The organism is Ilumatobacter fluminis (assembly GCF_004364865.1).
Classification (GTDB): domain Bacteria; phylum Actinomycetota; class Acidimicrobiia; order Acidimicrobiales; family Ilumatobacteraceae; genus Ilumatobacter; species Ilumatobacter fluminis.
Genome location: NZ_SOAU01000001.1, coordinates 3,146,880 through 3,173,037 on the forward strand (window position 1 = coordinate 3,146,880; position 26,158 = coordinate 3,173,037).

General features: G+C 69.5%; 21 protein-coding genes. 8 read left to right on the forward strand and 13 right to left on the reverse strand.

Annotation, left to right across the window (positions count from 1 at the left end):
* Positions 1 to 35 precede the first annotated feature (35 nt).
* From aceE to BDK89_RS14260, 4 genes are all read left to right on the forward strand, one after another.
* Positions 36 to 2,780, forward strand: a complete 2,745-nt coding sequence (aceE, locus tag BDK89_RS14245) for a pyruvate dehydrogenase (acetyl-transferring), homodimeric type (RefSeq protein WP_133869574.1) — start codon at positions 36 to 38, stop codon at positions 2,778 to 2,780.
* 78 nt (positions 2,781 to 2,858) lie between these two features.
* A complete protein-coding gene (locus BDK89_RS14250; protein WP_133869575.1) occupies positions 2,859 to 4,124 on the forward strand; it encodes a hypothetical protein in 1,266 nt (421 codons plus the stop codon).
* A gap of 32 nt (positions 4,125 to 4,156) precedes the next feature.
* Positions 4,157 to 4,666 (forward strand): flavin reductase family protein, encoded by a 510-nt coding sequence (locus BDK89_RS14255; RefSeq protein ID WP_133869576.1) that lies wholly within the window; start codon positions 4,157 to 4,159, stop codon positions 4,664 to 4,666.
* 10 nt (positions 4,667 to 4,676) lie between these two features.
* Positions 4,677 to 5,267 (forward strand): HhH-GPD-type base excision DNA repair protein, encoded by a 591-nt coding sequence (locus BDK89_RS14260; RefSeq protein WP_133869577.1) that lies wholly within the window; start codon positions 4,677 to 4,679, stop codon positions 5,265 to 5,267.
* Here BDK89_RS14260 and BDK89_RS14265 read toward each other — a convergent pair.
* Complete coding sequence (locus BDK89_RS14265) at positions 5,259 to 6,110, reverse strand: glycosyltransferase (protein ID WP_166657586.1); 852 nt, start codon at positions 6,108 to 6,110, stop codon at positions 5,259 to 5,261. The two genes, BDK89_RS14260 and BDK89_RS14265, sit on opposite strands and share 9 nt — an antisense overlap.
* 25 nt (positions 6,111 to 6,135) lie before the next feature.
* Here BDK89_RS14265 and galE point away from each other — a divergent pair, with 25 nt between their 5' ends.
* Complete coding sequence (galE, locus tag BDK89_RS14270) at positions 6,136 to 7,128, forward strand: UDP-glucose 4-epimerase GalE (RefSeq protein ID WP_243839176.1); 993 nt, start codon at positions 6,136 to 6,138, stop codon at positions 7,126 to 7,128.
* Between the two features lie 18 nt (positions 7,129 to 7,146).
* Positions 7,147 to 8,028: a class I SAM-dependent methyltransferase gene (locus BDK89_RS14275; protein WP_133869580.1), complete on the forward strand. Its 882-nt coding sequence runs from the start codon at positions 7,147 to 7,149 to the stop codon at positions 8,026 to 8,028.
* Between the two features lies 1 nt (position 8,029).
* Here the strand turns inward: BDK89_RS14275 and BDK89_RS14280 are convergent, their stop codons facing one another.
* The 9 genes from BDK89_RS14280 to BDK89_RS14320 form a co-directional block, all read right to left on the reverse strand.
* On the reverse strand, positions 8,030 to 8,833 hold the full coding sequence (locus tag BDK89_RS14280) for a glycosyltransferase family 2 protein (RefSeq protein ID WP_133869581.1): 804 nt from the start codon (positions 8,831 to 8,833) through the stop codon (positions 8,030 to 8,032).
* On the reverse strand, positions 8,833 to 9,150 hold the full coding sequence (locus tag BDK89_RS14285) for a hypothetical protein (protein WP_133869582.1): 318 nt from the start codon (positions 9,148 to 9,150) through the stop codon (positions 8,833 to 8,835). Before BDK89_RS14285 ends, BDK89_RS14280 begins: the two co-directional genes overlap by 1 nt.
* Before the next feature lie 105 nt (positions 9,151 to 9,255).
* Entirely contained in the window at positions 9,256 to 10,143 is an 888-nt protein-coding gene (locus BDK89_RS14290; RefSeq protein WP_133869583.1) for a sulfotransferase family protein, read from the reverse strand.
* Positions 10,144 to 10,181: 38 nt separating this feature from the next.
* On the reverse strand, positions 10,182 to 12,254 hold the full coding sequence (locus tag BDK89_RS14295) for a glycosyltransferase (RefSeq protein ID WP_133869584.1): 2,073 nt from the start codon (positions 12,252 to 12,254) through the stop codon (positions 10,182 to 10,184).
* Positions 12,255 to 12,257: 3 nt separating this feature from the next.
* Positions 12,258 to 15,473, reverse strand: coding sequence for a rhamnan synthesis F family protein (locus tag BDK89_RS14300; RefSeq protein ID WP_133869585.1), 3,216 nt, complete (start codon positions 15,471 to 15,473; stop codon positions 12,258 to 12,260).
* The gene (locus tag BDK89_RS14305; protein ID WP_133869586.1) at positions 15,470 to 16,768 is read right to left on the reverse strand and encodes a hypothetical protein; all 1,299 of its coding nucleotides are present in this window, start codon (positions 16,766 to 16,768) and stop codon (positions 15,470 to 15,472) included. Before BDK89_RS14305 ends, BDK89_RS14300 begins: the two co-directional genes overlap by 4 nt.
* An 11-nt stretch (positions 16,769 to 16,779) precedes the next feature.
* Positions 16,780 to 18,978, reverse strand: coding sequence for a glycosyltransferase (locus BDK89_RS14310; protein WP_133869587.1), 2,199 nt, complete (start codon positions 18,976 to 18,978; stop codon positions 16,780 to 16,782).
* Positions 18,965 to 19,183, reverse strand: a complete 219-nt coding sequence (locus tag BDK89_RS14315; RefSeq protein ID WP_133869588.1) for a hypothetical protein — start codon at positions 19,181 to 19,183, stop codon at positions 18,965 to 18,967. Before BDK89_RS14315 ends, BDK89_RS14310 begins: the two co-directional genes overlap by 14 nt.
* The gene (locus BDK89_RS14320) at positions 19,180 to 21,753 is read right to left on the reverse strand and encodes a glycosyltransferase (RefSeq protein ID WP_166657587.1); all 2,574 of its coding nucleotides are present in this window, start codon (positions 21,751 to 21,753) and stop codon (positions 19,180 to 19,182) included. The genes BDK89_RS14315 and BDK89_RS14320 overlap by 4 nt, the downstream gene beginning before the upstream one ends.
* A gap of 55 nt (positions 21,754 to 21,808) precedes the next feature.
* Between BDK89_RS14320 and BDK89_RS14325 the strand changes: the two genes are divergently transcribed.
* Together BDK89_RS14325 and BDK89_RS14330 are read left to right on the forward strand one after the other, a co-directional pair.
* A complete protein-coding gene (locus BDK89_RS14325) occupies positions 21,809 to 23,383 on the forward strand; it encodes a DUF2142 domain-containing protein (RefSeq protein WP_133869590.1) in 1,575 nt (524 codons plus the stop codon).
* A gap of 6 nt (positions 23,384 to 23,389) precedes the next feature.
* Complete coding sequence (locus BDK89_RS14330; protein ID WP_133869591.1) at positions 23,390 to 24,592, forward strand: ABC transporter ATP-binding protein; 1,203 nt, start codon at positions 23,390 to 23,392, stop codon at positions 24,590 to 24,592.
* 10 nt (positions 24,593 to 24,602) lie between these two features.
* On the opposite strand, the gene BDK89_RS14335 is transcribed toward BDK89_RS14330, so the two are convergent.
* The 3 genes from BDK89_RS14335 to BDK89_RS14345 are packed head-to-tail and all read right to left on the reverse strand — an operon-like array spanning position 24,603 to position 26,104.
* Positions 24,603 to 25,025, reverse strand: coding sequence for a PIN domain-containing protein (locus BDK89_RS14335; RefSeq protein WP_133869592.1), 423 nt, complete (start codon positions 25,023 to 25,025; stop codon positions 24,603 to 24,605).
* Positions 25,009 to 25,254, reverse strand: coding sequence for an AbrB/MazE/SpoVT family DNA-binding domain-containing protein (locus BDK89_RS14340; RefSeq protein ID WP_133869593.1), 246 nt, complete (start codon positions 25,252 to 25,254; stop codon positions 25,009 to 25,011). The genes BDK89_RS14335 and BDK89_RS14340 overlap by 17 nt, the downstream gene beginning before the upstream one ends.
* 34 nt (positions 25,255 to 25,288) lie before the next feature.
* On the reverse strand, positions 25,289 to 26,104 hold the full coding sequence (locus BDK89_RS14345) for an ABC transporter permease (protein WP_133869594.1): 816 nt from the start codon (positions 26,102 to 26,104) through the stop codon (positions 25,289 to 25,291).
* Positions 26,105 to 26,158: the final 54 nt, after the last annotated feature.

A 26,158-nucleotide genomic window follows, 5' to 3' on the forward strand; every position in this document is an offset into this window, starting at 1 on the left:
CCGTACCCGTCGGTAACCCTGCGATGATGGGCCGCATGATCTTCGACGGCTACGTGCACCAGCTGCCCGACATCGATCCGACCGAAACCCAGGAGTGGCTGGACTCACTCGACGCCATCGTCGAGACACACGGCAAGACCCGTGCCCGCTTCCTCCTCTCGCAGCTGCTCAGCCGGGCCAACGCCAACGGCGTGAGCTTCCCGGCGACGGTGAGCACGCCGTACGTCAACACCATCCCGCGCGAGCAGGAACCCTGGTTCCCCGGCGACGAGCACATCGAGCGCCGCATCCGTGCCTTCATCCGGTGGAACGCGGCGATCATGGTCGTCAAGGCCAACAAGGCCGCCGACGGCATCGGTGGCCACCTGTCGACGTTCGCCAGCTCGGCCTCGCTGTACGAGATCGGCTTCAACCACTTCTTCAAGGGCAAGGACGACAAGCCCGGCGACCACGTCTACTTCCAGGGCCACGCCGCCCCGGGTGTGTACGCACGCGCCTTCCTCGAGGGCCGCCTGACCGAGGACGACCTCGACCACTTCCGGCGTGAGATCGGTCGCGGCGGCCGCGGTCTCTCGTCGTACCCGCACCCGCGGCTGATGCCCGACTTCTGGGAGTTCCCGACCGTGTCGATGGGCCTCGGCCCCATTACGGCGCTGTACCACGCACGCTTCAACCGGTACATGCAGAACCGCCAACTCGACGACACCAGCGACAGCCGCGTCTGGGCGTTCCTCGGTGACGGCGAGTGCGACGAGCCCGAGACGCTCGGCGCCATCTCGCTCGCGTCGCGCGAGCAGCTCGACAACCTCGTCTTCGTCGTCAACTGCAACCTCCAGCGCCTCGACGGCCCGGTGCGAGGCAACGGCAAGGTCATCCAGGAACTCGAAGCCGTGTTCCGCGGCGCCGGCTGGAACGTCATCAAGGTCATCTGGGGCTCCAAGTGGGACGAGCTGCTCGCCCAGGACAAGGACGGCGTCCTCCTCAACAAGATGAACACGACCGTCGACGGCGAGTACCAGCGGTACGCCGTCGAGAACGGCGACTACATCCGCGACAACTTCTTCGGCCCCGATCCGCGCCTGCGCCAGATGGTGTCGCACCTCGAAGACGACGAGCTCCGCAACCTGCCGCGCGGCGGCCACGACTACAAGAAGCTCTACGCGGCGTACAAGGCCGCGATGGAGAACCTGGGCAGCGGCCGCCCGACGGTGATCCTGGCCAAGACCGTCAAGGGCTGGACCCTCGGCGAGGGCTTCGAGGGTCGCAACGCGACGCACCAGATCAAGAAGATGACCAAGCAGCAGATCCTCGATCTGCGCGAGCGCCTGCACCTCCAGGACGAGATCCCCGAAGACCTCATCCAGGCCGACAACCCGCCGTACTTCCGGCCGTCGGAAGACTCGATCGAGTACCAGTACATGATGGAGCGCCGCAAGGCGCTCGGCGGGTCGATCCCGAAGCGCACCACCCACGCCCGGCGTCCCCTGTCGATGCCGGTCGACGCCACGTTCGCCGAGATGCGCGGCGGATCGGGCGAGCAGGCCGTGTCGACCACGATGGGCTTCACCCGACTCCTCCGCAGCCTGTGCCGCGACCCGGAGATGGGCAAGCGCGTCGTCCCGATCATCCCCGACGAGGGCCGCACGTTCGGCATGGACTCGCTGTTCAAGGAACTCGAGATCTACGCCAGCCAGGGCCAGAAGTACGAGCCGGTCGACCACGACCTGCTGCTGTCGTACACGGAAGACTCCGACGGCCAGATCCTCGAAGAAGGCATCACCGAGGCCGGCTCGATGTCGAGCTTCATCGCCGCCGCGACGTCGTACGCCACCCGCAACGTGCCGATGCTGCCGTTCTACACCTTCTATTCGATGTTCGGCTTCCAGCGCATCGGCGACCTGATCTGGCAGGCGGCCGACATCCGCGCCCGCGGCTTCATGATGGGTGCGACCGCCGGCCGTACCACGCTGCTCGGCGAGGGACTGCAGCACCAGGACGGCCACAGCCTCGTGCTGGCCTCCACCGTGCCGGCCGTGCAGGCCTACGACCCCGCGTTCGCCTACGAGGTGGGTGCGATCGTCAAGGCCGGCATCGAGCGGATGTACGGCAAGGACTCACGAGAGAACGGCGGCGAACTCGACCCCGACGTGATGTACTACATCACCCTCTACAACGAGAACTACCCGATGCCGGCCCTGCCCGAGGGTCGTGAAGAGGAGTTCGAGGCGGGCGCCGTCCGCGGCCTCTACAAGTGGGCCGACGCGCCCGAGGGGCCGAACAAGCGGGCCACCATCTTGTTCTCGGGCATCTCGCACGCCGCAGCGCGCGAGGCGGCCGACGAGTTGGCCGAGCACTACGACGTCGCGGCCGAGCTCTGGTCGGCCACGTCGTACAAGAAGCTGCGCGAGGACGCACTCGCCGTCGAACGCACCAACCGACTGCACCCGTCTCGCGACGCGGAGCTCCCGCTCGTCACCCAGCTGCTCGGCGAGTCGGCAGGTCCGATCACCGCGGTGTCCGACTTCATGACGGCGGTGCCGGAACAGATCGCCCGGTTCGCTCCGGAGGGGCGCCCGTTCCACGTGCTCGGCACCGACGGCATGGGCCGCTCCGACACGCGCGAGGCGCTGCGCCGCCACTTCGAGATCGACACCGGCAACGTCGTCGTCACCGTGCTCACCGGGCTCCTCGAGGCCGGCGAGGTCGACGCCTCGGTCGTGCAGGACGCGATCGAGCGCTACGACATCGACCCCGACGCCGTCGACCCCTACATCGTCTGACCGAACCAAAGGGGGTCGGAGACCCCTTTCGTCGTTAATCCGGCCGATCGGCGGGGGCGCAACGCCTACGGTCGTGCCATGGCGGTTGCACGTGTTCTGATCGGTTCGTCCCTGCTCGTCGCTGTGGCGGCCTGCGGTGGAGGTGACGACGCTTCGAGCGAGGTGACGGCGGCGACCGCCGACACGACCGACACGAGCGACACGAGCGACACGAGCGACTCGACGGACGCCACGGCCACGACGGCGCCGCCGACCACCGCCACACCCGAGACCGCACCGTCGAACACCGCACCGTCGACCACCGAGCCCCCGGCGCCCACCACGATGCCGGCACCGGAGCCGATCGAGTTCGACCTGGCGGCCCTGCCGACCCTCGTCGAACAGATCGGCGACCTCTCGTCGGTCGACCCGCTGGCGTTCGCCGTCGAACTCGGCTTCCCGCTCGAGATCGGCGTGCCCGACGGTTCGGTCCTGTACCGCGTCGACCACACGGTCACTGCACGACAGACCGACGATGCCGAGTTCAACGACGTCGGCACCGAGTACACCGTCATCGCGCCCGACGGCGAGATCCCCGACGTCGACATCGATCTCGACGACAACGGCCCCGGATCGGTCCAGATCATCGAGATCTGGGATCCGATCATGGCCGACCTCGGGTACGAGCGGAAGAACAGCACCACGTCCGACCCGGGCGATCCCGGTGGTCCGAACACCGTGAACCACGTCTACGTGCCGACCGAAACCGCCGCTGCCGACGTCAACGGCAACCCCGCCGAGATCGACAGCGTCTTCGTCTGGGGCGACGAGGACGTCACCGGGGCGTCGTACCGCAGTGACGCGCCGCCGCTGCAGGGCGGCTACCGCATCGATCTGTCGGCCGAGGTGTCGCCCGGCATCGTCCCCGTCCCGATCCTCGACTCGCTCATCGGCGCGATGCCGGTCCCCGACGATGCGAGCTTCGCCGACGCCAGCCTGCGTCTCATCGAGCGGTCGCCCGATTCGTTCGACGCCGACAAGGGCCTCAACTACATCGAGATCATGCTCGAGTGGACGGCCGCCCCGGGCGTGACGCCCGATCAACTGGCGGCGTTCTACTCCGAGGCCGAGTTCGACGGCGACGTCCTGATCGCCGCCGAGGTGCCGCTGTCGAGCGACGGACCGTACCGGCCCGCCGAGGTGTCGAAATACGGGGACACCGACTACCGGGTCCCCGTGCTGCTGCTGCAGCGCTACGGCGGCCAGATCAGCCTGTCGGAGGCGTACGACGAGGGCGATCCCGCCGAGATCTCGTATCGGGTCACCCTCAACCCGACCGACACCGAACTCGCCCCGCCCGAGTGACCGATCCGGGTCGCGTGCGCCAGTATGGGCGCATGCCACTCGACGACGAACTCCTCAACCGAGTCACCTGGAAGATCCCGAACGCGCTCGCGCTCGTCGGGTCGCGCAGCGGCGACGAACGCAACGGCATGACGACGAGCTGGATCACCCAGCTCTCGATGGAACCCGTCCTGATCGGGATCGGCGTCGACAACTCGGCCGTCACCCATCGGCTGATCAGCGAGGGCGGCTGCTTCACCGTCAACTTCTGGGACGCCGACGACACCCGGGTCTTCGTCAAGTTCTCCAAGCCGGCCTCGTACGACGACGCCGAGGGCACCCTGAACGGACGCGCGGTGCGGGAGGCCACGACGGGAGCGCCCGTATTCGACGAGGCGATCGCCTGGGTCGACTGCGAGGTGCGTCAGGCGCACGACCTCGGCACCCACACCCTGTTCATCGGCGAGGTGGTCGACGCTGCGATCGACGACGACGACGCACGTCCGGCGTCGATGAGCGACACCCGGATGAAGTACGGCGGCGTGAAGCGCGGCGGCCACTGACCGCCTCGTGATGCCCGGCGACCTGTACATCACCGGCGACGCCGCCGCCGACGCCCTTCTCAACGACGACTTCGACGCGCTGATGATCGGCATGCTGCTCGACCAGCAGGTGCCGCTCGAATGGGCGTTCAAGGGCCCTTTCACGCTTCGCGCACGCCTCGGACACCTCGAACCGGAGACGATCGCTGCGCTCGACGAGGACGAGTTCGTCACCGTCTGCTGCGAGAAGCCGGCGATCCACCGGTTCCCGGCCTCGATGGGCAAGCGCATCCGTTCGCTCTGCGCCGCACTCACCGACGAGTGGGACGGTCACGCCGCGTCGCTCTGGGCCGACGGGTGCGACGCAGCGACGCTGTCGAAGCGCTTGCGTGCGCTCCCCGGGTTCGGGCCGGAGAAGACGAAGATCTTCATCGCCCTGCTCGCCAAACGGTTCGCCGTCCGTCCCGACGGCTGGGAGCGGGCGGCCGGCGTGTTCAGCGACGACGAACCCCGCACGATCGCCGACTGCGCCGACGAGGCCTCGCTCGCGGCGGTCCGGGCCTGGAAGGCGGCCCAGAAGGCCGCCGGCAAGGACAAGCAGGGACGGCCGACGTCAGCCTGAACGACGACGGCGCTCCCACAAGCGCACTGGTGCGCCGGCGAACCCGGCCAGCATCGCCTTGGCGTGGACAACCTTCGGGTCGTGCCGGAGCCGCCTCACCGACAACCACTTCGCACGCACGATCGTGCCGCGATCACCGTTGCGGAACGTGCACCAGAGCCGGTTCCGCTCCTGGAGGTACAGAGTGCGGTCGGGCGAGGCCGACGTGGTGGCGGAACCGATGTGATCGACCACCGACTCCGGCACGCACCGGTACCGCCACCCGAGCACGCCGCCACGGGCCGACAGATCGACGTCCTCGTAGTAGAGGAAGTAACGCTCGTCGAAGCCGCCGGTCGCATCGAGGAACGTCCGCCGGAACAGCACTGCGCCCCCGGTGAACGCCTCGATCTCGAACGGGTCGGGCGTTCGATCGGGCTCTCCGTAGGCGATGTCGTGTCCGGCCCCGCAGTCGTCGATCTGCACGCCGAGGCTGTTGATGGTCGCCGGTTCGCGATCGGCGAACAGCAGCTTGGGTTGCACCGCACCGAGCCGGTCGTCGGCGTCGAGGGCGTCGACGAGCGGCGCGAGCCACGACGAACGGACGATCACGTCGTCGTTGAGCAACGCGATCCGGTCGGCGCCCATCGAGGTGGCGAGCGAGAACCCCTCGTTGGCCGCCGCACCGTACCCGCGGTTGTCGGTGCGGATCACGTCGACAGCGTCGCGATCGCCGATCGCTGCGGCGCCGCCGTTGTCGACGACGATCACACGGTCGAGCGCACCGTCTTCGACGAGGGCGTCGAGGCACCGGGTGAGCTGCGCGGCAGGAGCCGCATGCGTCACGACGACCCCGATGATCACGGCCCGAACGGTACAGTCACCCCCTGTGACATCCTCCATCCTGGTCACCGGCGGCGCCGGTTACATCGGTTCGCACACGGTCCGAGCACTGCGAGAGGCCGGCCGACGCGTCGTGGCCTACGACACGCTCGAACTCGGCAACGCCGAGGCCGTCGGCGACACTCCCCTGGTGGTCGGCGACATCGCCGACCACGACCTCGTCCTCCGCACCTGCCGCGAGCACGACGTCGACTCGATCGTCCACTTCGCCGCCTACAAGAACGTGGGCGAGTCGATGGCCGACCCGGGCAAGTACTTCCGCAACAACGTCGACGGCACGGTCCGCCTGCTCGACGCGGCGCTCGCCGCCGACGTGCGCCAGATCGTCTTCTCGTCGTCGTGCTCGGTGTACGGCACGCCGGCCGTCGTCCCCGTCGACGAGCAGCAACCGATCCACCCCGAGTCGGTCTACGCCGACACCAAGGCGATAGTCGAACGGGTCCTGCACTGGTACGGCGTCGTCCACGGCGTCCGCAGTGTCAGCCTCCGGTACTTCAACGCGGCGGGCGCCAGCTTCGACGCGACGATCGGCGAGGACTGGACGTACGCGCTCAACCTGATCCCCGTGGCCATCCGCGCCCTGCTGACCGGCGACCAGGAGCTGCAGGTGTTCGGTGACGACTACCCCACACCGGACGGCACCTGCATCCGCGACTACATCCACGTCGACGACCTCGCCGCTGCGCACGTCGCTGCCCTCGGCTACCTCGCCGGCGGGGGTGACACCACCGCCGTGAACGTCGGCACCGGCAACGGATCGTCGGTGCTCGAGGTGCTCGGAGCGATCGAGCGGGTGGCCGGGCAGCCGGTGCCGCACCGGATCGTCCCCCGTCGCGCCGGCGACCCGGTGTCGACGTTCAGTGACACGACGCGTTCGAACGCACTGCTCGGTTGGAACGCTCGGCACGGCCTCGACGAGATCATCGAGACGGCGTTCCGCTGGCACACGACGCAGCTCGAGGCCACCCCGTCCGCCTGACCTCGGTTCGACCCCGCCATGACGTACGACCGCTACCACACGACCTTCGGACCCGACACCACGAACCATCCACACAAGTACGCGATCGACATGATCGGGACCGATCGATCGGTCCTCGAACTCGGGTGTTGGAACGGTCACGTCAGCGGAGCACTCGTCGCGGCCGGCAACCGGGTCGTCGGGGTCGATATCGATGCCGACGAGTTGGCGTCGAACCCGCACATCGAACGTGGCCACGTCGTCGACCTCGACGTGCAGCGACTCAGCGAGATCGAACACGAGCGGTTCGACGTCGTCATGCTCGGCGACGTTCTCGAGCACCTCCGTCGCCCCGACGAGGTGCTCCGCGATCTCACCGGCCTGTTGAACGACGGCGGCCGGTTCGTGATCTCGGTCCCGAACGTGTCGCACGTCGACGTCCGGCTGCACCTCTTGAGCGGCCGATGGGACTATCAGGACGTCGGCCTCCTCGACCGGACCCACCTGCGCTGGTTCACCCGAGCGGGCCTGCGGTCGCTGCTCGACGACGCCGGTCTCACCGCCACCCGCGTCGAGACCGTCCGTCACCCGATGGGCGCCAGCCAACTGCCGCTCGACGACGCGTACCCGGCCGATGCCCTCCGCTACGTCGATGCCGACCCCGACTCGTCCGTGTACCAGTTCGTCGTGGAGGCGGTGCCGGGAGACGGTGCGGGCGCACTCGGTACGGTCGAGCACGAGCCGATCGATTTCGCCGGCGAGCAGCGTGTCCGTGACGAGCAGTTGGCGGCGCTGCACGAGACCAACGACGCGCTCCGCCACGCGAACGAGTCGCTGACCAGCGAGATCGACGCGCTGAAGCGATCTCGGGCCGTGCGACTGTCGTCGTCGCTGCGACGGCTCCTCCGACGCGGCGGCTGAGCTATTCGGTGGGGCGACCGGCGAGCAGATCGGCCCACCGTTCGACGAACACCGACCGCTGCCGTGACACGTCGGGCACCGCCTCGGTCCAGCCGGACGACAGCTCCGAGTGGGCGGCATGCACCACTTGCACGTCGTGGACGAGATGGATCGTCCGGCCACGCTGCCTGGCCCGCAACACGAAGTCGACGTCTTCGTAGTACGCCGGGTGGTACGCCTCGTCGAAGCCGTCGAGCTCGTCGAACAACGCCTTCGGCAACAGCCAGCACGCCGCCGAGCAGTAGTCGTACCCGTCGTCGGTCGGCTGTTCGACCGCCCGGGTCGAACCGTCGGCGAGGAGTCGGAAGCCGAACTCCTGCACGGTGCCGTCGGGCCACAGCATGGCCGGCGCCACGATGTCGCCGTCGTGACGACGCGCCGCATCGACGAGGCGGCGCAGGTCGCCCGGTCGGAGGAAGACGTCGGGGTTGAGCAGGCACACGAGCGGGGCGCGAGCGATCGACACGCCTCGGTCGTTGCCCCCGCCGAAGCCGAGGTTCTCCGACGCCCGGACGAGTCGGACACCGTCGGTCGCCAGCGCGATGCGGTCGCCGGCCCACGTGCCGCGGATCGGGTGCGGATTGTCGACGACGATCACCTCGGCGTCGAGGTCGTCGCCTTCGAGGGCACTGGCCAGGTCGGTCACCGTGCGTTCGAGCACGTGTCCGGTGCCGTACGTGACGATCACGACCGACAGCTCGGGCGTGTCGGTCCAGGCGAACGTCGCCCGCGGCGCAGGCGATGCCGTGAGCGAGACCGCCGTCATCAACCGGCCGCCGGGTCGGGCCGCTCGGACGAGGCGGCGACGACGGCGAGCAGCTGATCGTTGGTCGCTCGCAACTCGAGCACCATCTGCGACATCTCGTCGACCCGTGACGTCAGGGTGGCGATCTGAGCCGAGAGTTCGGCGACCTGGGCGGTGTGCGCCTGATCGACCCGGGTGATGGCGTCGACGACCTCGTCGCGTCGCTCCCCCGCCTGCTGCCGGACCTCGTGGGTCACGGTGTCGACCCGCCGGTCGGCGAACCCGCGCACGGGAGCGGTCAGGCCCCGCAACGCCCTGGAGATCGGATTCCGCTTCACGTCGTCGAGAGCCTAGTGGCACCGGGTCGGGTGTCACAGGGAACGGCGACGGAGTCGACGTTTCCGGAGATCACCCGACTCCGGTGGCACGGGTGCGCGTCCGGGTCAGGGGGTCGTGGGTGGGAAGAAGTGGGTGACGAGTCGGTCGTCGAGGTCGGTGAGGGGGCGCAGGGCTTTCCGAGCCGCGGGGGTCACCTCGGTCCGGTCGACGTTGTGCAGGTGCTCGGCCGTCCATTGTCCACGGACGTTGCTGCGTCGCTCGGGCACCACCGAGTCGACACCCAGTTCGCCGCCCAACCACTGGAAGGTGCGTTCGAGTTCGGACACGTGACCGACGTGGGCGAACGACTCGAGTCGCCCGATCGCCTCGGCAAGCAGCGCTTCACGATCGTCGAGCGGCTCGTTCGACCGGATGCGTCCGGTGAACGTGCGCACCAGCGTGTTGTCGAGATCGGGGACGATGCGCTGATCGACGTCGCCCACGAACTCCTCGAACGAACGCTCGCGTGCGAGGCGCGGGCCGACGAGATCGTGCTCCTCGATGAACGCCGGATCGTGGGCCCGCCAGAAGTCGTAGAGCGACACGAGCATGTCGGCCGGGTCGCGCAGCACGGTGAACACCGCCTGCGGACCGGGGAACTTACCCAGATCGACGACGTCGAAGTGGCCGGCGAACGCCCGGTAGTTCGACAGACCGGCGACCTCGTCGGGTGTCATCTCGGTCGGGAAACGGTGCCGTTCGGGTGCCAGCAGCCCGGGGCGGATGGCGTCGAACATGAAGTCGCGCAAGGAGGTGCCGGCCGTCTTCGGCACGTGGAGGAACACGACGACCCGGTCGGGCACCACCCCACCGAGTTCTTCCGGCGGCACGTACCCCTGCGCCGTCTCGGGTTCGGGTCGGTCGGACGTCGACTCGCGTGTCTCGGGCGTCTCGTTGGAACGCCCACCGATGGTGCGGGACACCACGTCTTTCGCTCTCGACAACCAGCTCATACCGACGACCGTTCGATCGCTCGCAGCGTAACCGGCCGTCAGGCCGGCCGGAGGGTGCGCAGCGCCTCGAGGTATCGGCGACCGAACTCGGCCGGTTCGGGCTCGGCGGCGATGCGGGCGTGTGCTGCTTCGACGACCTGCGCCCGCCGTCCGTCGTCGGCACGCACGCGTCGCAGCTGTTCGGCCAGCTCGTCGACGTCGACGTCGGCCCACGGCGCTCCCTGTGGGTAGATCCCCTCTCCGGCGTCGACGCCGACCTCGGTGTAGCCGCACAGCCAGGCGTTGTCGTCGTCGAGGTAGTCGACGACGCCGCCGTACCGCGTTGCGACGACGGGCGTCCGGAACCACATGGCGAGCGCCGGTTGCAGTCCGAGTCCCTCGCTGCGGTGCGGTGACACCAGACAGTCGACCGCGGCGATCAGACCGTGATGATCGTTCTCGTCGAGGTGGCAGTCGACGAACACGATCCGGTCGTCACCGGCGGCCAGTGCTTCGATCGCCGCTGCGTCGTCGGGTCGACGTTCGCGGTTGATCGTCTTCACCACGAGCCGAACCGAGTCGTCCTCTCGATCGGGGAACGCCGACCGGAACGCCGCGATCGCGGCGTGCGGGTTCTTCCGCTCGGGGATGCTCAGGTAGTCGAAGCTGACGAGGTAGGCGAATGCGTCACCCAACTCGGCTCGCCACCGAGACGTCGCTGCCGCGTCAGGCTCGGGACGAGGGAGCGGGATCGGCATCAAGCGCACCGGTCGATCCGGATCGGCGACCGAGCCGTAGGCGTCGCGCACGAACGTCGTCGGCGTCCACACCTCGTCGGCGAGCCGCATCGCCTCCGCGTGCAGGGGCGGCACCGTGCTCAGCTCCCAGAACCAATACCCGATCATGCGGCGACCCGGGCCGACCAGTTCGGGGTGACGCTCGCAGAAGTCGGCGAACTCGAACGCCGTCACGAAGGCCACGGTCGTGTCGTGGAGCGGTCCCGTGACCGTTCTCGCAGCGTGCCGGCGCGGGCTCTGGCTGACGTCGTTGTCGATCTCGAGCACGTCGGCGCCGGCGGCGCGGAGACAGGCCGTGAACGAGCGGGCTGCGTCGCCGAGGCCGCTGCTGATGTGGTGGTACCCGACCACGTTGACGCCCGTCGTGGGGCGTGTCGCCATCGGATCGGGGCCCGTGCGGCGCGAGCGATCACGGAGCGACGGGGTGGACGATCGGGCCCGTTCGAGCCAACGGCGAGGCATTCCGACGGCACCGTCGAGGAGCGCCCGTCGGTGGAGCGTGCGTGGTTCGTGGCGGACCCGGCGAACACTCAGCCAGATCGCTCGCGCCGTCTCGGCCGCTCCCCCGTGCAGCGCGACGTCCCAGAGACGGTTGCGCTCCTGGAAGTAGACGAGCCCGGGGCCCAACATCGATGTCGTGGCCGAGCCGACGTGTTCGACCACCGAGCCGGGAACGACGGCGAACGTCCAGCCTGCGGCCGAACCGCGTCGTCCGAGTTCGAGATCTGCGTAGCCGACGAAGAACCGTTCGTCGAATCCCCCGACGTCCTGCACGAAGTCGGTCGAGTAGACGGCGGCCACCGAGCTCACGGCCGGCACGGCTCCGGGCGCCGCTCCGGCGAAGTCGCTCGGCGATCGTCCCGCACCGAGGTCGGACACGGCCCCGGCAGCGTCCGATGCCCGCCCGACGCTCTCGACGGTCGGTGGGTCGGCGGCGTGCCGGACGATCAGGGGCTGCGCGGCGGCCACCCGGCCGGATGCCAGATGGTCGAGCAGCGGTGCCAGCCAACCCGAGCGGACGAACACGTCGTCGTTCAACACGGCGACCGCCTCGGCCTGCCGACTCACCGCGTGGTCGAGGCCGACGTTCGCCGCGGCGCCGAAGCCGACATTGGCGTGCGTCTCGATGACCTCGACGCCGACGAGACCGGCGGCGTCGAGCCGCGCTCGAGCACTGCCACCGTTGTCGACGACGATGACCTCGATCGCTCGGCCGTCACCGGGAGACGTGTCGAGCAATGACCGCACGCACCGCTCGAGGACGCCGGTCGGTGGCCGCATCGTGACCACCACGACCGGCACCGCCGTGATGTCGCCGCGCTCGTGGCTGCTCACGGGTCAGTCGACCTCGATCGGCAACCGTGGGATGCCGCTGTAGTCGTCGTCGAGGTGGAGTCCTGCGAACACGGCCTCGAACGACGGCACGATGATCTCCCCCGCCCGTTCGATGGCCCGCATGACGGCCGGTTCGTCGAGCGGAGCGCTGAGCAGGTCGGGGCCGTGCCGCTCGATCAGGTCGGCGCAGAACCGGATCGCTGCCGCCTGCACCTCGGCGACGACGAGTCGTTCGTCCTCGCCGACTTGAGCACGCGAGTCGATCATCACGCCGACACTCGTGCCGTCGCCGCCGAGACCGGCCACCTGGCCGTGTGGTGCGGCACAGACCAGCTCGAAGATCCGTTGGTGATTGAGGATCAGGTTCGCGTCGTTCCAGACGGCGTCGTCACCGAAGCAGGCTGCGGTCGCCGGTGTTGCGGTGCCGGCCGGCGTGAGCACCGCGTAGTAGCCCGATGTCCGACCGGGCAGCGCCGTCTCCAGGAGGCGCTGCGTCGTTCCCGAGTAGCCGAGGTCGACCAAGGCGTGGTGGCCGTCGGCTCCGATCCCGAGGCTCGACACGTAATGATCGAATGCCGCCCGCTCACGACCCCCGATGGCGGTCAGCTCGTCGAGGACCGCACGAACGATGTCGCGCACGATCGGCTCGTCGCGGGGAAGGTCGACGACCCGGTCGGCCATGCCGTCGAACACGTCGGGTTCGGGCGTCCATCCGAAGCGTGCGTCGAAGAACGCAGAGACTGTGCCGCCGAACCAGGACGCCCCGAGCGCGGCATCGATGGCGATCTCCGGGTCGTCGCTGCCGAGCGCCACCCGGAGTGCCGCACGACGAGAGGTGAGGAAGTAGGAGGCAGCGACCCGCCGATCGGGGTCGACCCGGTCGAACTGCTGCATGATGCGGTGCGGGAGGTAGCCATCGCGGGCGACGAACAGCAGGCGATCGACGTCGTCGGCCAACGCCCGCCGCCGGATCCACGACACGAACGACACCATCAGCGGGCCGACGACGCCGTACCCGAACTCGGCCGGAGTACGAGCAGCGTCACGGTCGGGTCGAACCGACAGCAGCGACGCGAGCCCGGCACCGGCGACGATCGACGTCGCCCGCCGTGCCGGCGCGGCCACCGCCCCGAGATCGAACCCTGCGGCCGAGGCGATCGCACCGGCGTGCGGCAGGTACAGGGTGCCGATTCCACGGTCGGCGGCCTGCTGGATGTCGGAGAACTCGTTGTCACCGATGTGCACCCATCGCTCGGGGTGCTCGCGTTCCGCGACGAGATCCCAGACGTCGCCGGTGTCCTTGCGCGCTCGCACGTCGTTCGACACGACGAGATCGTCGAGCAGGTCGGTGGCGCCGACGGCCTCCACGAGCTCCTCGACGAACGGGCGCTCGAAGAAGGTGTCGGTGACCAGGACGAACCGCTGCCCCTCCGACTTCAGGTCGGCCAGGGTCTCGATCAGCCAGCGGCGGGGCACGATCGTCCGGCGTTCGAGCTCGAGTTCCGCCTCTCGTAGCCGGTCGAAGGCATCCGCGTCGGCCGGCCACCGTTCGGCCGCCACGGCGTAGATCTCGCCGAGGGTGCTGTCGCCGAGCCCGTGTCCGCGAACCTCGACCTCTGCCTCGATGCGGCGTCGCAGCAGATCGAGTCCCTCATCCCCGAGCCGCTGCGCAGCCGTTTCACGCAGCGCCTCGGCGTCGAGCGCCGGCCGGAGCAACAGGGTGTCGAACAGGTCGATGGTGACCAGGTCGGCACCGCGCAGGGCGTCGGCGATCTCGGCGCGACCGATGCGCCCGATCCGGTCGGACGACCGCGTCGTCCAGCCGCGACGCCACGTTCCCGTGTCGGCGTCGAACTCCACGTACTGCAGCCCGGCGGCGACCGCCGACCACGAGACGAGTCGTTCGAGTGTGTGGGCGAGGGTGCGATCGGTCTGGCCGGCCTCCGGTTCGAAGTCGTCGAGCGTGAGACCGAGGTCGTACAGCGGGCGCAGAGCCGCCGATCGGGCCCAGAACATCCCGCCGACCGGGTAGTCGACGTAGCCACGGCCGAGCGCCGGATCGAGCCCCATGCGCTCGAGCAGCTGCCGCCCCCGGCCCGAGTTGGCGAGCCAGTGGTTCGCCCACACGGGCAACGCCGGGAAGGCGGGGGCCTGCACCACGCCGGTGGTCGGGTCGTCGGCGAACGCACTCAGGATCGCGGACACACCGGCCGGGTCGGGCACGAGGTGATCGACCAGGTGGTCGCGCCACTCGGTCGCCTCGTTGCCGGTGTAGAGCGACTTCTTCGTGTGGAGGTGCAGGACGAACTCGTGCGTCAGCACCTCGTCGCCGAACTCGACGAGCAACGGAGCGAAGTTGCGGCCGCGGTTCGCCACGACGCGCACCACGGTGCGTCCGGGACCAACTCCCTGCTCGAACGCAGCATCGACGGCAGTCTGTGCGACGTTCACCGCGGCTTCGTCCACGACACTGACCAGCAACGTCCAGCCGCTCGGGAGCGCCCGCAACCGCTCGAACAGTGCCGGGAGCACGTCGGGGTAGAAACCGTGGACCATGACGCACACGCTGCGGCCGTCGAGGTCGCGATCGGGCCGGACTCGATGCCTGCCGTACGGCCGCAGCCCGTCGAGCTGTGCCGTGCGAAGGGTCGCGAACGGGCCGACCTCGGGCTGCTCGTCGATCCAGTGGCGGACGGGTCCCTCCGTGCCGACGTCGTGGTGCTCGGCGTACTCGTCGGCGTCGAAGATCGGACTCGGCGGCCGCCCGTCGGCGACGCCGTGCCGGACGTAGTGGACGTACGGATGCCACCTCGCGAGCGCGTCGTCGGCGGTCTCAGATCCGTCGTCGAGCTGTGAGCGGTACCACTCGGCGTCGAACCAGCCCGAGGCGACACGCGGGTCGGCCGGATCGATCACCTGCCACGGCTGCAGCGACCTCGACGGGTTGGCGGCGACGGTCCGCACGAAGTGCGTCAGCGCCTGGCCCTCGGCGCCGGGGTTCAGGAGCACGTACGCATCGGTGTCGAAGTCGGGGTGCGGGTCGAGCCCGGCCGACTCGCCGACCCGGACGAAGTGGCCGAGCGGGTCGTCGCCGGCGTCGGCGACCCTCGACCGGTAGAAGGCTTCGTCGAACCACGACGAGGACGCGATCAGCCGACGCCGCCGCCATCGGGCGATCGCCCGCCAGGCGCCGGTCCGACGAACCGAGGCCGGGATCATCGAACGGGCGCGAATCGACGCAGCGTCTCACGCACCCGGTCCCGGGCACCGGCGGGTGCGTCGGGCGCGGCAGGGGGCGGCTCGTGTTCGAGTCCGGGCAGCGCGACCGCTGCACCCGGATCGGTCGCCAGCCAGGTCCGGTATCGGTCGAGGTCGGCGCCGTCGATGTCGGGGAACACGGCGCGCAGGTCGGGCCGGCGGTGCCACAGCGCGACCGCCACGCGTGTCAGGTCGGGATGGTCGGCGTCGGGCGCGAGGAGCCACGGCCGGAGCCGGTCGGCGGACGGTCCGAACGCCAGCGGCACCGTCCGGTCGAACGAACCGACCTCCGACCCGGTCGCACGGCCGCCGAGCAGCGCGAGCCGGATGGTGCCGCGCACGGCGCCGCTCAGTTCGAGCCCGTCGTCGGTCGTGCCGTACTGGTACGGCACGCCGATTCGATCGGCATGGCCACTCTCGATCAGCCGCCGCCCGTACTCGTCGGCGAGCTCTCGGATCACCGAACCGTCGGCGTGCTCGGTCCGGGGCGGCTCGGCCTGGTGCTTCGACAGGATCTCGGGCGTCGACGGCGAGTAGCCGCTGAAGTGCACGAACCGCAGCGGATGTCCGTTGACGAGGATCGCTCCGTCGGCGCCGCGCTCCATCCGTCGTTCGTGGATGTTCCACCAGGCGATGTTCATACCCGGGTCGCGCGACACCACATGGTCGAACAGCGCCGGGACCCAGTCGATCCACCGCTGATCGGTGAACAGGTTGAGTTCGATCGCACTGATCGCGTCGACGAGCAATCGCTCGCGCCACCACGCCAGGAACTCGCCGGCCGGGCGGCCGACGGCGATGAAGCCGAGGTTCATAATGCCCGACTGCATGATGACCCGCTCGGTCGGGTGGTGCCCGTCGCGCGGGATCGGCTCGAGCGCGTGCGGGGTGAGGACGATGCCGACCGTTCGGGCCGGTTCGATCACGTCGGGGAACGACCCGTACACGTAGATGTCGGGGTCGATGTAGCAGGCCAGGTCGTCGTCGCGCAGCAGGGTCTGGAGCAGGGCCGGCTTCACCGCCGTCGCCAGCTCCATCACGTCGTAGATCGAACGCATCAGGTCGACCTCGTCGGACGCGAGATCGAGATCGGAGAGCCGCAGGATGTCGATCCGGTCGTCGCCGGGTTCGTCGACCGGCCGGTCGTCGACCAGCAGGATCGCGAACGTGTCGTCCGGATGCTGTTCGAGGAACGACCCGGCGAGCAGCTTCGCCATCTCCAGGTAGTTCGAAGCGATGATCGTTCCGGCGCGCATCGGCGCCCAGGCTAGTGGTCGGTGGTCGGGCTGCCCGTGAGGCCGAGACGGTGCCGGATCACGTCGACGAAGGCGGCTTCCGACATCGTCGTGCGGGCGAGCTCGGCGTGATGCCGGCGTCCTCGCTCCCCCAGCTCGACCGCACCGGCGGGGTCGTTCGCGAGGCGCCGCAGCGCGTCGACCGCCTGGTGGTGGTCGGGTTCGGCCCACGAGGCGGTCGCCGGGTAGGCCCAGCCGCCGTTGGGACCGATCGGGACGATCTCGGCATCGATCAGGATCGACGACTCGTCGTCCATCAGGTCGACGTTGCCGCTGTACCGAGTGGCGATCACCGGGACACCGAGCGCCATTGCCTCGGCGAGGTGCAGCCCGAGCCCTTCGCTGCGGTGCAGCGACACGAGCGCGTCGAACGAGCCGATCAAGGCCATGTGATCGGCGTGGGGCAGGTGTTCGTCCCAGACGATGATGTCGGGCCGGTCGCCGACCTCGGCCAGCAGCCGCTCGTGTTCCTCCCAGCACCGTCGACCGTTGATGCTCTTGACGACGAGCAATGGGCCCTCGTCGGGCGCGAACGCGTCACGGAACGCACGGATCGCGGCGCTCGGGTTCTTGCGATGGGTGACGCTGAGATGGTCGAAGACCACGCCGAACACGAACCGATCTCCGGCCGACGCGAGCGGTGCGAACTCGGCACGGGACCGTATCGACGGCGTCGGGTCGGCCATCGGCAAGGCGACGTGGACCACCTCGGGGCCCCGCAGGGCGGCGAAGGTGCGGGCCATGAACGTCGTGGCCGACCAGATCTCGTCGACATGGGTGTGCCCGACCCAGTCGGGGTCGACGGTATCGATCTCCCAGAACCAGACGCCGACGATCCGCCGCCCGGGGCCGAACACGTCGGGCATCGATCGTCGGAACCGGTCGAACTGGTCGCCGTTGACGAAGACGATCGAGTTCGCGTACTCGAGTCGGTCATCGCACTCCGGGGCGTCGGCGACGCCCGGGCCGTCGCCGTCGTCGTAGCCGACGGTGGTGTGCGGCACGCCCGCCCGGTCGAGGACGGCGGCCACGCGACGGGCGACCTCGCCAACCCCGCTCTGACGTCGGAAATAGCCGACCAGGTTGACCCCGTCGGTGCGATCGGCGGTGCGTCGCGGGCCGTTCCGTTCGGCGCTCTGCAGTGGCTCGATCAGCAGCGGCACGCGACGGTCGGACACCGCCTGACGGGTCCACGCCGCCCACCGACCGGCATCGGCACCGTTCGGGTCGGGGAAGGCCGCTCGGAGATCGGGTTCGAGATCGTGCAGCACGTCCCAGAAGTGCTCGTCGAGCACGCTCCTCGTCGGGACCGGTTCGGTCCACGGTCGCAGGGTCGGCTGGCCGAAGCGTCGCAGTGTCTCGCGGACGGTCTCGTCGGCTGTGAGACCACCGGGCAGTCGGAGGACGGCGTCGGCGCCACCGAGCTGCGACGCCAGCGCGTCGACGACGCGGCGTCGCGCCGGGTCGGAGAGCGACACTCGCGGCGGTGCGTCGAGCGACGGATCGAGCAGCCACGGTCGCTGCGGGTCGAAGGTCGGCGCCTCGAGCAGGCTGGGCGAGTCGGCACCCCAGCGCCACGCCGACGCACCGATGGCAGGGTCGTCGCACCACGACGACGGGAACAACGCAGCCGTCGTTTCGAGCGCCGCCCCTGCCGACACGGATTCGGGGCGGGTCAGGGTTTCCCGGAGCCACGCAGCGGTGTCGCCGGTGCCGGCGCCGAACCCGAGCGCCGCGGTAGAGCAACGACCATCGTCGGCGAGCCGGCTCGTCGACGGACCGAGGTCGTCGAGCGGTGGCGGCTCGAGCAGCCGCGGCACGACGACGATCTCGCCGGCCGGGGCGACCAGCGCGCCGAGCGAACCGTCGACCGCCACGGCACCACCGGTGAGCACGACGACCGGGCCGACGTGCAGACGCCCGACGGCGTCGCAGGCTGCTGCCAGGACCCGTCCGTCGGCCGGGAGGGCGGCCGCTTCGAACTCGGTGGGTCCGGCGTCGCACCACTCGACCGTCGCAGGAGCGAGGTCGGGGTCACCGGCCCACACCCGGAGGACCTGCCAAGACGGGTGCGCCGTCTCGACCGCCCGCACCAGCGCGTCGGCCGGCCGCACCGCTGCCGGTCCGGGGACGACGACGAGGACGCTGACCGGCTGTTCAGTCGGCGACATCGGCGTCCCGGCCGTCGAGCGCCGCACGACGTTCGGCCAGATCGTCGACCGCGTCGGCCACCGAACGACGGAGTCCGTCGAGCGTCGCCGCCTGCTCGCGCCGCATCGCGTCGATCGCGTCGTGCACGTCTCGGAGCTCTTGCTCCAGACGTTCGATGCGATCGTCGCCGGTGATCAACGAACGGGCCCGGGAACGCAACGTCACGTCGGCAATCGTAACGATCGACGCGAACCGCGAGCGGGCTTCGACCGCAACAGGCTCGTCACGGCGGCTGCAGCACCGTCGAGGTCGTCCGTCGTCCCGGCCCGGCGGCGTGCCGCCTCGATCATCCGGGAACGGTGGGACGGATCGTCGGCGACGCGCCGCAAGGCGGCGGCCGCAGCGTCGAGATCGGGGTCGGCCCATCGTCCCGACGTGTACGCCTCACCGCCGCGCTCGACGGTGACGAGTCGACACGGCACGAGTTCGGCGACCGGATCGCCGTCGGGCAGCGGCGAGGTCAGGTCGACGCTGCCGGAGTAGTCGGTGGCGACAACCGGTGTGCCGAGCCACATCGACTCGGCGATGTGCAGCCCGAGCCCTTCGCTGCGATGCAGCGACACGTAGCAGTCGGCGGCGGCGAGCAGCGCAGCCTGGTCACCGTCGCTGAGATAGCCGTCACGCAGCTCGATGCGAGCGTCATCTCCCGCAGCGGCCAGGAGTTCGTCCGTCTGGTCGGGGCGGAGGTGACCATTGATCGACTTGACGATCAGCATGACGTCATCGCGGCCGGGGAACGCCCGCCGGAAGGCCTCGACGACACCCACGGGGTGCTTGCGTTCCATCGCGCTGAGGTGATCGAAGCTCGTGAGGAACGCGAACCGGTCGTCGATCCCGAACGAGGCGCGGTCGCGACCCGATGGCACGGGAGGCCGGATCGGCAGCGGTACGAGATGTACCGGGATGTCGACGGCCGCCCCATAGGCATCGCGCACGAAGGTGGTCGGGGCCCAGATCTCGTCGACCATGGCGATCGCCGGGCGGTGGCTGTCGGGGATCTCGTCGAGTTCCCAGAACCAGTAGCCGACGACCCGGTCGACCTCGTCGACCAGGGGTGGGTAGACGTCGGCGAGCGCGGGGAACGCCAGGGCCGTGACCACGGCGATCGTCGTGTCGAAGATCACGTCGTCGTCGGCGCGCCGCTCGGCCGGCGTCGACGACCGGGCGCTCTCGGTCAGATCGAGATCCCAGCGCGAGTACGGCACGTCGGCGGCGGCGAGCACCCGTTCGAGTTCGCGCACCCGTTCCCCGAGACCACTCGTCGCGCCCAGGTAGCCGATGAGGTTCACCCCGTGGGGCCGCTGCATCCGCCGTCGGAGCAGGGTTCGACCGACGAACGAGCGCGTCCGCGCCACCAGTGATCGGCTCGGTTCGCTGTTCGGCGACGCCGTCGGCGCCGGCCGCCAGTCGGCCGGTCCGGAAGGGAGGTCGGGGTGGTAGTACGGGTCGTTCCGCAGCTCGTCGTGCCACCGTTCGTCGAGGCGTGTGCGTTCGTCGGGGCGGATGTCGGCGACCCGGGTACGGCTCTCGAAGTGGTACCAGGTCGACCAGGGTGTCCAGACGATGCGATGACCCGCGGCCCGTACCTTCAGCGAGAAGTCGACGTCGTTGTAGTTGTGCGGGAACGCCGAGTCGAAGCCGCCGACCTCGTCGAACACGCTGCGGCGGACCAGCGCGCAGCCGGCGGTCACCCCGGAACACTCGCGGGCGACGGCGAGCGGCGACAACGGTGCGGGGCCGGGTGAGTCGCCGGGCCAGCCGAAACAGGCGTGGTGGACATCGCCGTGGTACACGTGCCCGCCATGCTGGAGGGTGCCGTCCTCGAACAGCAGCTTCGCGCCGACCATCGCGACACCGGGGTCGGCGAGATGACCGACGAGCACCGACAATGAGTCGGGCGCGATCAGCTCCGTGTCGTCGTTCAACAGCAGCAGGAGCGACCCGGACGAGGCGGCGACGCCGACGTTCACCTTGTCGGAGAAGTCGAACGGTTCGCCGTACTCGACGAGCACGAGCCCGACGCCGACGATGTCGCGCAGCTCGTCGAGCACCGGCTCCGGCGTCGCGGTGTCGTACACGATCACGAACTCGAGGGCTCGGTACTCCGAACGCTCCACCAGGCTCCGCACCGCATCGACCACGAACGTCCGGCGGTTGCCGAAGACGATGCCCTCGGTCCCACGCGTCGGCACGATCACGCTGACCGACGGCGCGGCCGGATCGTGGTGCACGATGCGGACGGTTCGGGGCCGATCGCCCTCGGTCACGCTTGCCGACGATGCGATTCGTTCCAGGTGGGCGGCGACGGCGGAGCGATCGGCGGCGAGCACGATCGCGTCGCAGCGTGCGGCGACGAACGGCAGACGGTGCCAGCGCTGCGATGTCTCACCGACGCGAAGCGCTGCGTCGTGGATCGACGACGGTGATGTGTCGCCCGTGAGGACTCCGCCGGGGAGCGCTTCGACCACACCGGTCCGGGTCACGAGCACCGGGCCGGCCACCGGGTGATGCCGCATCCGTTCGGGCGACCACGCCGGCGTGTACGCCCGGCCGGTGGTCGAGCCGTCGGCGACCTCGTAGTCGGCGGTGACGACGTCGACGTCGCGGTCGGCATCGAGCACCGCCGCCATCCGACCGAGCGCCCCCGGGGTGAGGGTCGTACCGTCGGCCACGACGGCCGTGTGCCGGCCGAGCTCGGGATGCTCGGTCGCCGTGACCACCGAAACCCGTGCCATCCGCGGGAGTGTACTTCCGGCCACCGGGCGACCACCGTGAGTAGGCTCGGGCGTCGTGTCCGACCGGCAGCTCCCCTGGATCGTCGCGGCCCTCGTCGGCGGCATCATCCTGTCGTGGCTCCTCGTGGTCCCGCCCGGGGCGCAGCCCGACGAGCACAGCCACCTCGTCCGCTCCGGAGCCCTCGTGCTGCGAGCCGACAAGACCGACGGTTTCTATGTCCTCCCCGACCGGTACGTGATGACCGACCCGGGCTGCTACGCATTCGACCCGTTCGCTCCCGCCACCTGCGCCGCCCCGCTCGAGCACAGCGGCCAGGACCTCCTGGTGCTCACCCGAGCCGATGACTACCCGCCGGGCGGCCACGGGCTCACCGGCGCGGCCACCCTCCTGCCCGGGCTCGATCCGGTCTGGTGGGCGCGCCTCGTCGCCGGCGTCGTCGCCACGGTGTTCGTGTCGGCTGCGATCGTCCTGGCGCTCCGGCGCAGCCGACTGCTCGGAGGCGCTCTGTTGCTGGCCCTGACGCCGATGGCCTGGTCGAGCCTGCCGTCGGCGAACCCTTCGACCTATGCGATCGCCGGCGCGACCGCGCTCTGGGTCGCGCTGCTCACCACCGATCTGCGGAGCCGTGTGCCCACCGCGACGGCCTGGCTGATCGCGTCGGGGTGGGCCGCCCTCGCCGTGTCACGACGGGACGGGTTGGTCTGGGCGTGTCTGATCGTGTTCGGCGTCGCCGTCTTCCGCCGGTTTGCGCTCGTCGATCTGACACGGCGGTTGAGCGTCGGGCCGGTCGCGCTCGCCGGTGTGGCGACGCTGGTCACCCTGGTGTGGGGTGTCACGAGCGACTCGAGGACGTCGCAGTTGGTCGTGGTCGCCCCGATCCTGCTGGTCGTCGCCGAGCTCGTGCGTTCGAAGGCCGATGCGGTGCCGTCCGAAGCACGTTGGTGGCTCGTGGCGATCGGTGCGATCGCCGGGGTCGTCGCCTGGCCCCTGCTGGTCTCGACGCGGTCGAAGGGGTGGGACACCGACCTCGTCGTCGCGATCGTCAACCAGACCGACGACAACCTGGTCGAGGCGATCGGGCGGCTCGGCTGGCTCGACGCACCGATCCCCTCGTTCGCGGTCTACGCCTGGCTCCTCGCGATCGGCGGCGCCGTCGGCTTCGCCCTGATCACGAACCTCCGCGGACTCGTCGCAGCCGTCGTGCTCGTGCTCGTCGCCGCCCTGTCGTCGTGGACGTTCGAGCTGCTCCAGAACAACGACTCCGGCACCTACTGGCAGGGTCGGTACTCGCTGCCATTGTTGATCGGCGTGCCGCTGTTGCTCGTCGTTCGACCGGGCGATCGTGCCGATGGAGCAGATCCCGATGGCATCGTCGGTCGGTTCGGAGCCCGGCTCACGGTCTGGGTGACGATCACGGGGCTGCTCGTGCTGAACCTCGGCGCCTGGGCTGCGGCACGCCGTTGGGGTGTCGGGCTCGACGGGAGCTACCTGCCGTGGCGGTGGGACACCTCGCTCCAACCGGTCCCGTCGGCGCTCCCGCTCGCGTTGCTCGCCGCCTGCTCGGTCGGCCTCGGCTGGTCGGTGATCGCCCGACCGGAACGAGCCGCCGACGACCCGGCGGTAGCCTGACGCACGATGTCGGCGACCTCTTCGCAACCGCGCCCGGTGGTGCGCGTCTCGCACCTCTCCAAGCGCTTCCGGCTGTTCCACGAACGGCACCAGTCGCTCAAGCAGTCGCTGCTCAACCGGCGTCGCAGCACCCACGAGGACTTCTGGGCGCTGCGCGACATCTCCTTCGACGTCCACGAGGGTGAGACGTTCGGGATCGTCGGCCACAACGGGTCGGGCAAGTCGACGATGCTCAAGTGCCTGACGAAGATCCTGCAACCCGACGAGGGTTCGGTCTCGGTCGACGGCACGATCTCGGCACTGCTCGAACTCGGCGCCGGGTTCCACCCCGAACTGAGCGGGCGCGAGAACGTCTATCTCAACGCTGCGATTCTCGGCGTCCCCCGCAAGTACGTCCACGAGCGGTTCGACGAGATCGTCGCCTTCTCCGGGCTCGAGCAGTTCATCGACACACCGGTGAAGAACTATTCGTCGGGCATGTTCGTCCGGCTCGGCTTCGCGGTCGCCGTGAACGTCGACCCCGACGTGCTCATCATCGACGAGGTGCTCGCGGTCGGCGACGCCGATTTCCAGGCCAAGTGCGGTGACAAGATCGCCGAGTTCCGCGATCGCGGCAAGACGATCGTGCTCGTCACCCACGACATGGGTGACGTCGTCCGCCTCTGCAAGCGGGCGGCGTGGATCGACCACGGCACGCTCCGCATGATCGGCGCGCCGAGCGAGATCACCGACGCCTACCTCGACACCGCCCACGCGGGCCGTTCGGTCGAGATCAACGACTCGATGCGGTGGGGTTCGGGCGAGATCCGAATCAGCAGCGTCGAGTTGCTCGACGGCGCCGAACAGCCGATCACGATCCCGCGCAGCGGCGACCCGTTGGCGATCCGGTTCGTGCTGTCGGCCGAGCGGCCGGTGCTCGATCCGGAACTCACGGTGTCGGTGTTCGATCAGAGCGGCACTTTGATCAGCGAGATCGGTACACGCTCACGCAACGCCCGCATCGACCAGGTCCACGGCGAACGCAGGGTCACCCTCGAACTCGACCATCTCGCACTCACCGAGGGCACCTACGAGCTCAGCGCCGAGGTCCGCGACGAGTCGGGTCAGCGCGAGTTCGACGTGCGCAACCGCTTCGTGAAGTTCGACGTGCTCAAGGGCACCGACGGTGACCGCGGCCTCGTCACCCTCGGCGGCAACTGGAACGTCTGAACTCGTCTGCCTACAACCCGACGAGTTCGTAGTCGACGCCGAGCAGGTCGTAGGTGCGTCGTGCCCGCTGATCTCGAGTGAGGAGCCGCACGTCGTTGGTGCGGGCGGCCTCGCCGACGAGTGCGTCGTACACGGCACCACCCGTGATGCCGACCATGCCCAGACGAGCGATCAGCTCGGACGGGTCCGCGTCGAGCCGAGCAACGGTCGGGAACACCCTGGCGATCAGGTCGGCTGCGCTGGGCGCGTCGATCGCGAGCGGGCCCGGCAGCCGGGTGAGCACCGACAACGTCTCGAAGGCCGCGTGCCCGGCGAGACTCGGCCGGTTCTCGACCACGACGGCCCGGCACATCTCGTGCGCCGCGTGGGCAGCGTCGAGCGCTGCCACGGCGACGCTCGTGTCGACCGCGTACCGCTCAGCGTCGGTCGGCATCTCGCCAGCGCTGCACGTCGGCGTCGGTGATCATCGGGCCGTCGCCACGCTCGATGACGGGGAGCCCGTCCTTGTCGACGATGCGACGTCCGGCCGTCCGGACCGGCACGAGCCGGATCGCGTCGCCGTCGATCTCGATCTCCACCTCGGCGTCGGCCTCCAGGGACAACCGCTCCCGGATGTCTTTCGGGATCACGATCCGACCCGCACGATCGATCGATACCACCATGGATGGCATCGTACCATTCGTTCGGAAGCGGGGGTCAGAGTTCTTCGGCGAAGCGGCCTTCGAGGCGATCGAAGAGCCACCATCCGGCGAGCAGGACGACGATCGCCGTGCCGCCCAGCACCCCGAAGTCGATCAGGCGCGGCATGCGCAAGTCGTAGAGCAGGTTCCGGTACATGCGGACCGCCGTCGTGATCGGGATGTTGTTGTAGATCCGCAGCAGGGTCGGGTAGTCGGCGAACTCGTCCTCGACGAACTTCGGCGGGTACACGATCGGGGTCAGGAAGAACCACGCCTGCATGACGATGCCCCACAGGTAGTTCATGTCACGGAAATAGACGCTCGCAGCGGCGAGCGCCAGGCCCAGACCCGTCGCGAACATTGCCAGGAGTGCGGAGACCAGCACCGCCACCGGCAGCCACGGCAGCACCATGTTGCCGGCGATCAGGAGAGCGATCGAGAGGACGCCGAGTTCGACGCCCAGGGTGAAGAGTCCGGCCATGACCGTCGAGATCACGAGGTGCTCACGCGGGAACGCCACCTTGCCGACCAGGGCCGCGTTGCCGACGATGGCCCCCATCGACGTGCTGACCGCCACGCTGAAGAACGTCCACGGGACGAGACCGCAGAGCAGGAAGAACGCATACGAATCGAGGCCGCTCGGATCACCGGCCGGCGGCTCGGCGCGCAGCACGATCGAGAACGCGAACGTGTAGATCAGCATGAACGCGATCGGGTTCAGCAGCGACCAGCCCCAGCCGAGGATGCTGCGCTTGTAGCGGCCGCGCAGCTCTCGCAGGGTGAGGTTCCAGAGCAGCTCGCGGCGCGCGAACAACTCGGTCGCCGATGACATGAGCGGGGAGGTTACTGGCGCCTCGGCCCGGACCGACGTCCTGGGTCGGGAGGG

Bases quoted from the DNA above. Each gene is read 5' to 3' on its own strand.
- aceE (WP_133869574.1), top strand. From the start codon at position 36: ATGATCTTCGACGGCTACGTGCACCAGCTGCCCGACATCGATCCGACC.
- BDK89_RS14250 (WP_133869575.1), top strand. From the start codon at position 2,859: ATGGCGGTTGCACGTGTTCTGATCGGTTCGTCCCTGCTCGTCGCTGTG.
- BDK89_RS14255 (WP_133869576.1), top strand. From the start codon at position 4,157: ATGCCACTCGACGACGAACTCCTCAACCGAGTCACCTGGAAGATCCCG.
- BDK89_RS14260 (WP_133869577.1), top strand. From the start codon at position 4,677: ATGCCCGGCGACCTGTACATCACCGGCGACGCCGCCGCCGACGCCCTT.
- BDK89_RS14275 (WP_133869580.1), top strand. From the start codon at position 7,147: ATGACGTACGACCGCTACCACACGACCTTCGGACCCGACACCACGAAC.
- BDK89_RS14280 (WP_133869581.1), bottom strand. From the start codon at position 8,833: ATGACGGCGGTCTCGCTCACGGCATCGCCTGCGCCGCGGGCGACGTTC.
- BDK89_RS14290 (WP_133869583.1), bottom strand. From the start codon at position 10,143: ATGAGCTGGTTGTCGAGAGCGAAAGACGTGGTGTCCCGCACCATCGGT.
- BDK89_RS14300 (WP_133869585.1), bottom strand. From the start codon at position 15,473: ATGATCCCGGCCTCGGTTCGTCGGACCGGCGCCTGGCGGGCGATCGCC.
- BDK89_RS14305 (WP_133869586.1), bottom strand. From the start codon at position 16,768: ATGCGCGCCGGAACGATCATCGCTTCGAACTACCTGGAGATGGCGAAG.
- BDK89_RS14310 (WP_133869587.1), bottom strand. From the start codon at position 18,978: ATGTCGCCGACTGAACAGCCGGTCAGCGTCCTCGTCGTCGTCCCCGGA.
- BDK89_RS14320 (WP_166657587.1), bottom strand. From the start codon at position 21,753: ATGGCACGGGTTTCGGTGGTCACGGCGACCGAGCATCCCGAGCTCGGC.
- BDK89_RS14330 (WP_133869591.1), top strand. From the start codon at position 23,390: ATGTCGGCGACCTCTTCGCAACCGCGCCCGGTGGTGCGCGTCTCGCAC.
- BDK89_RS14335 (WP_133869592.1), bottom strand. From the start codon at position 25,025: ATGCCGACCGACGCTGAGCGGTACGCGGTCGACACGAGCGTCGCCGTG.
- BDK89_RS14340 (WP_133869593.1), bottom strand. From the start codon at position 25,254: ATGGTGGTATCGATCGATCGTGCGGGTCGGATCGTGATCCCGAAAGAC.
- BDK89_RS14345 (WP_133869594.1), bottom strand. From the start codon at position 26,104: ATGTCATCGGCGACCGAGTTGTTCGCGCGCCGCGAGCTGCTCTGGAAC.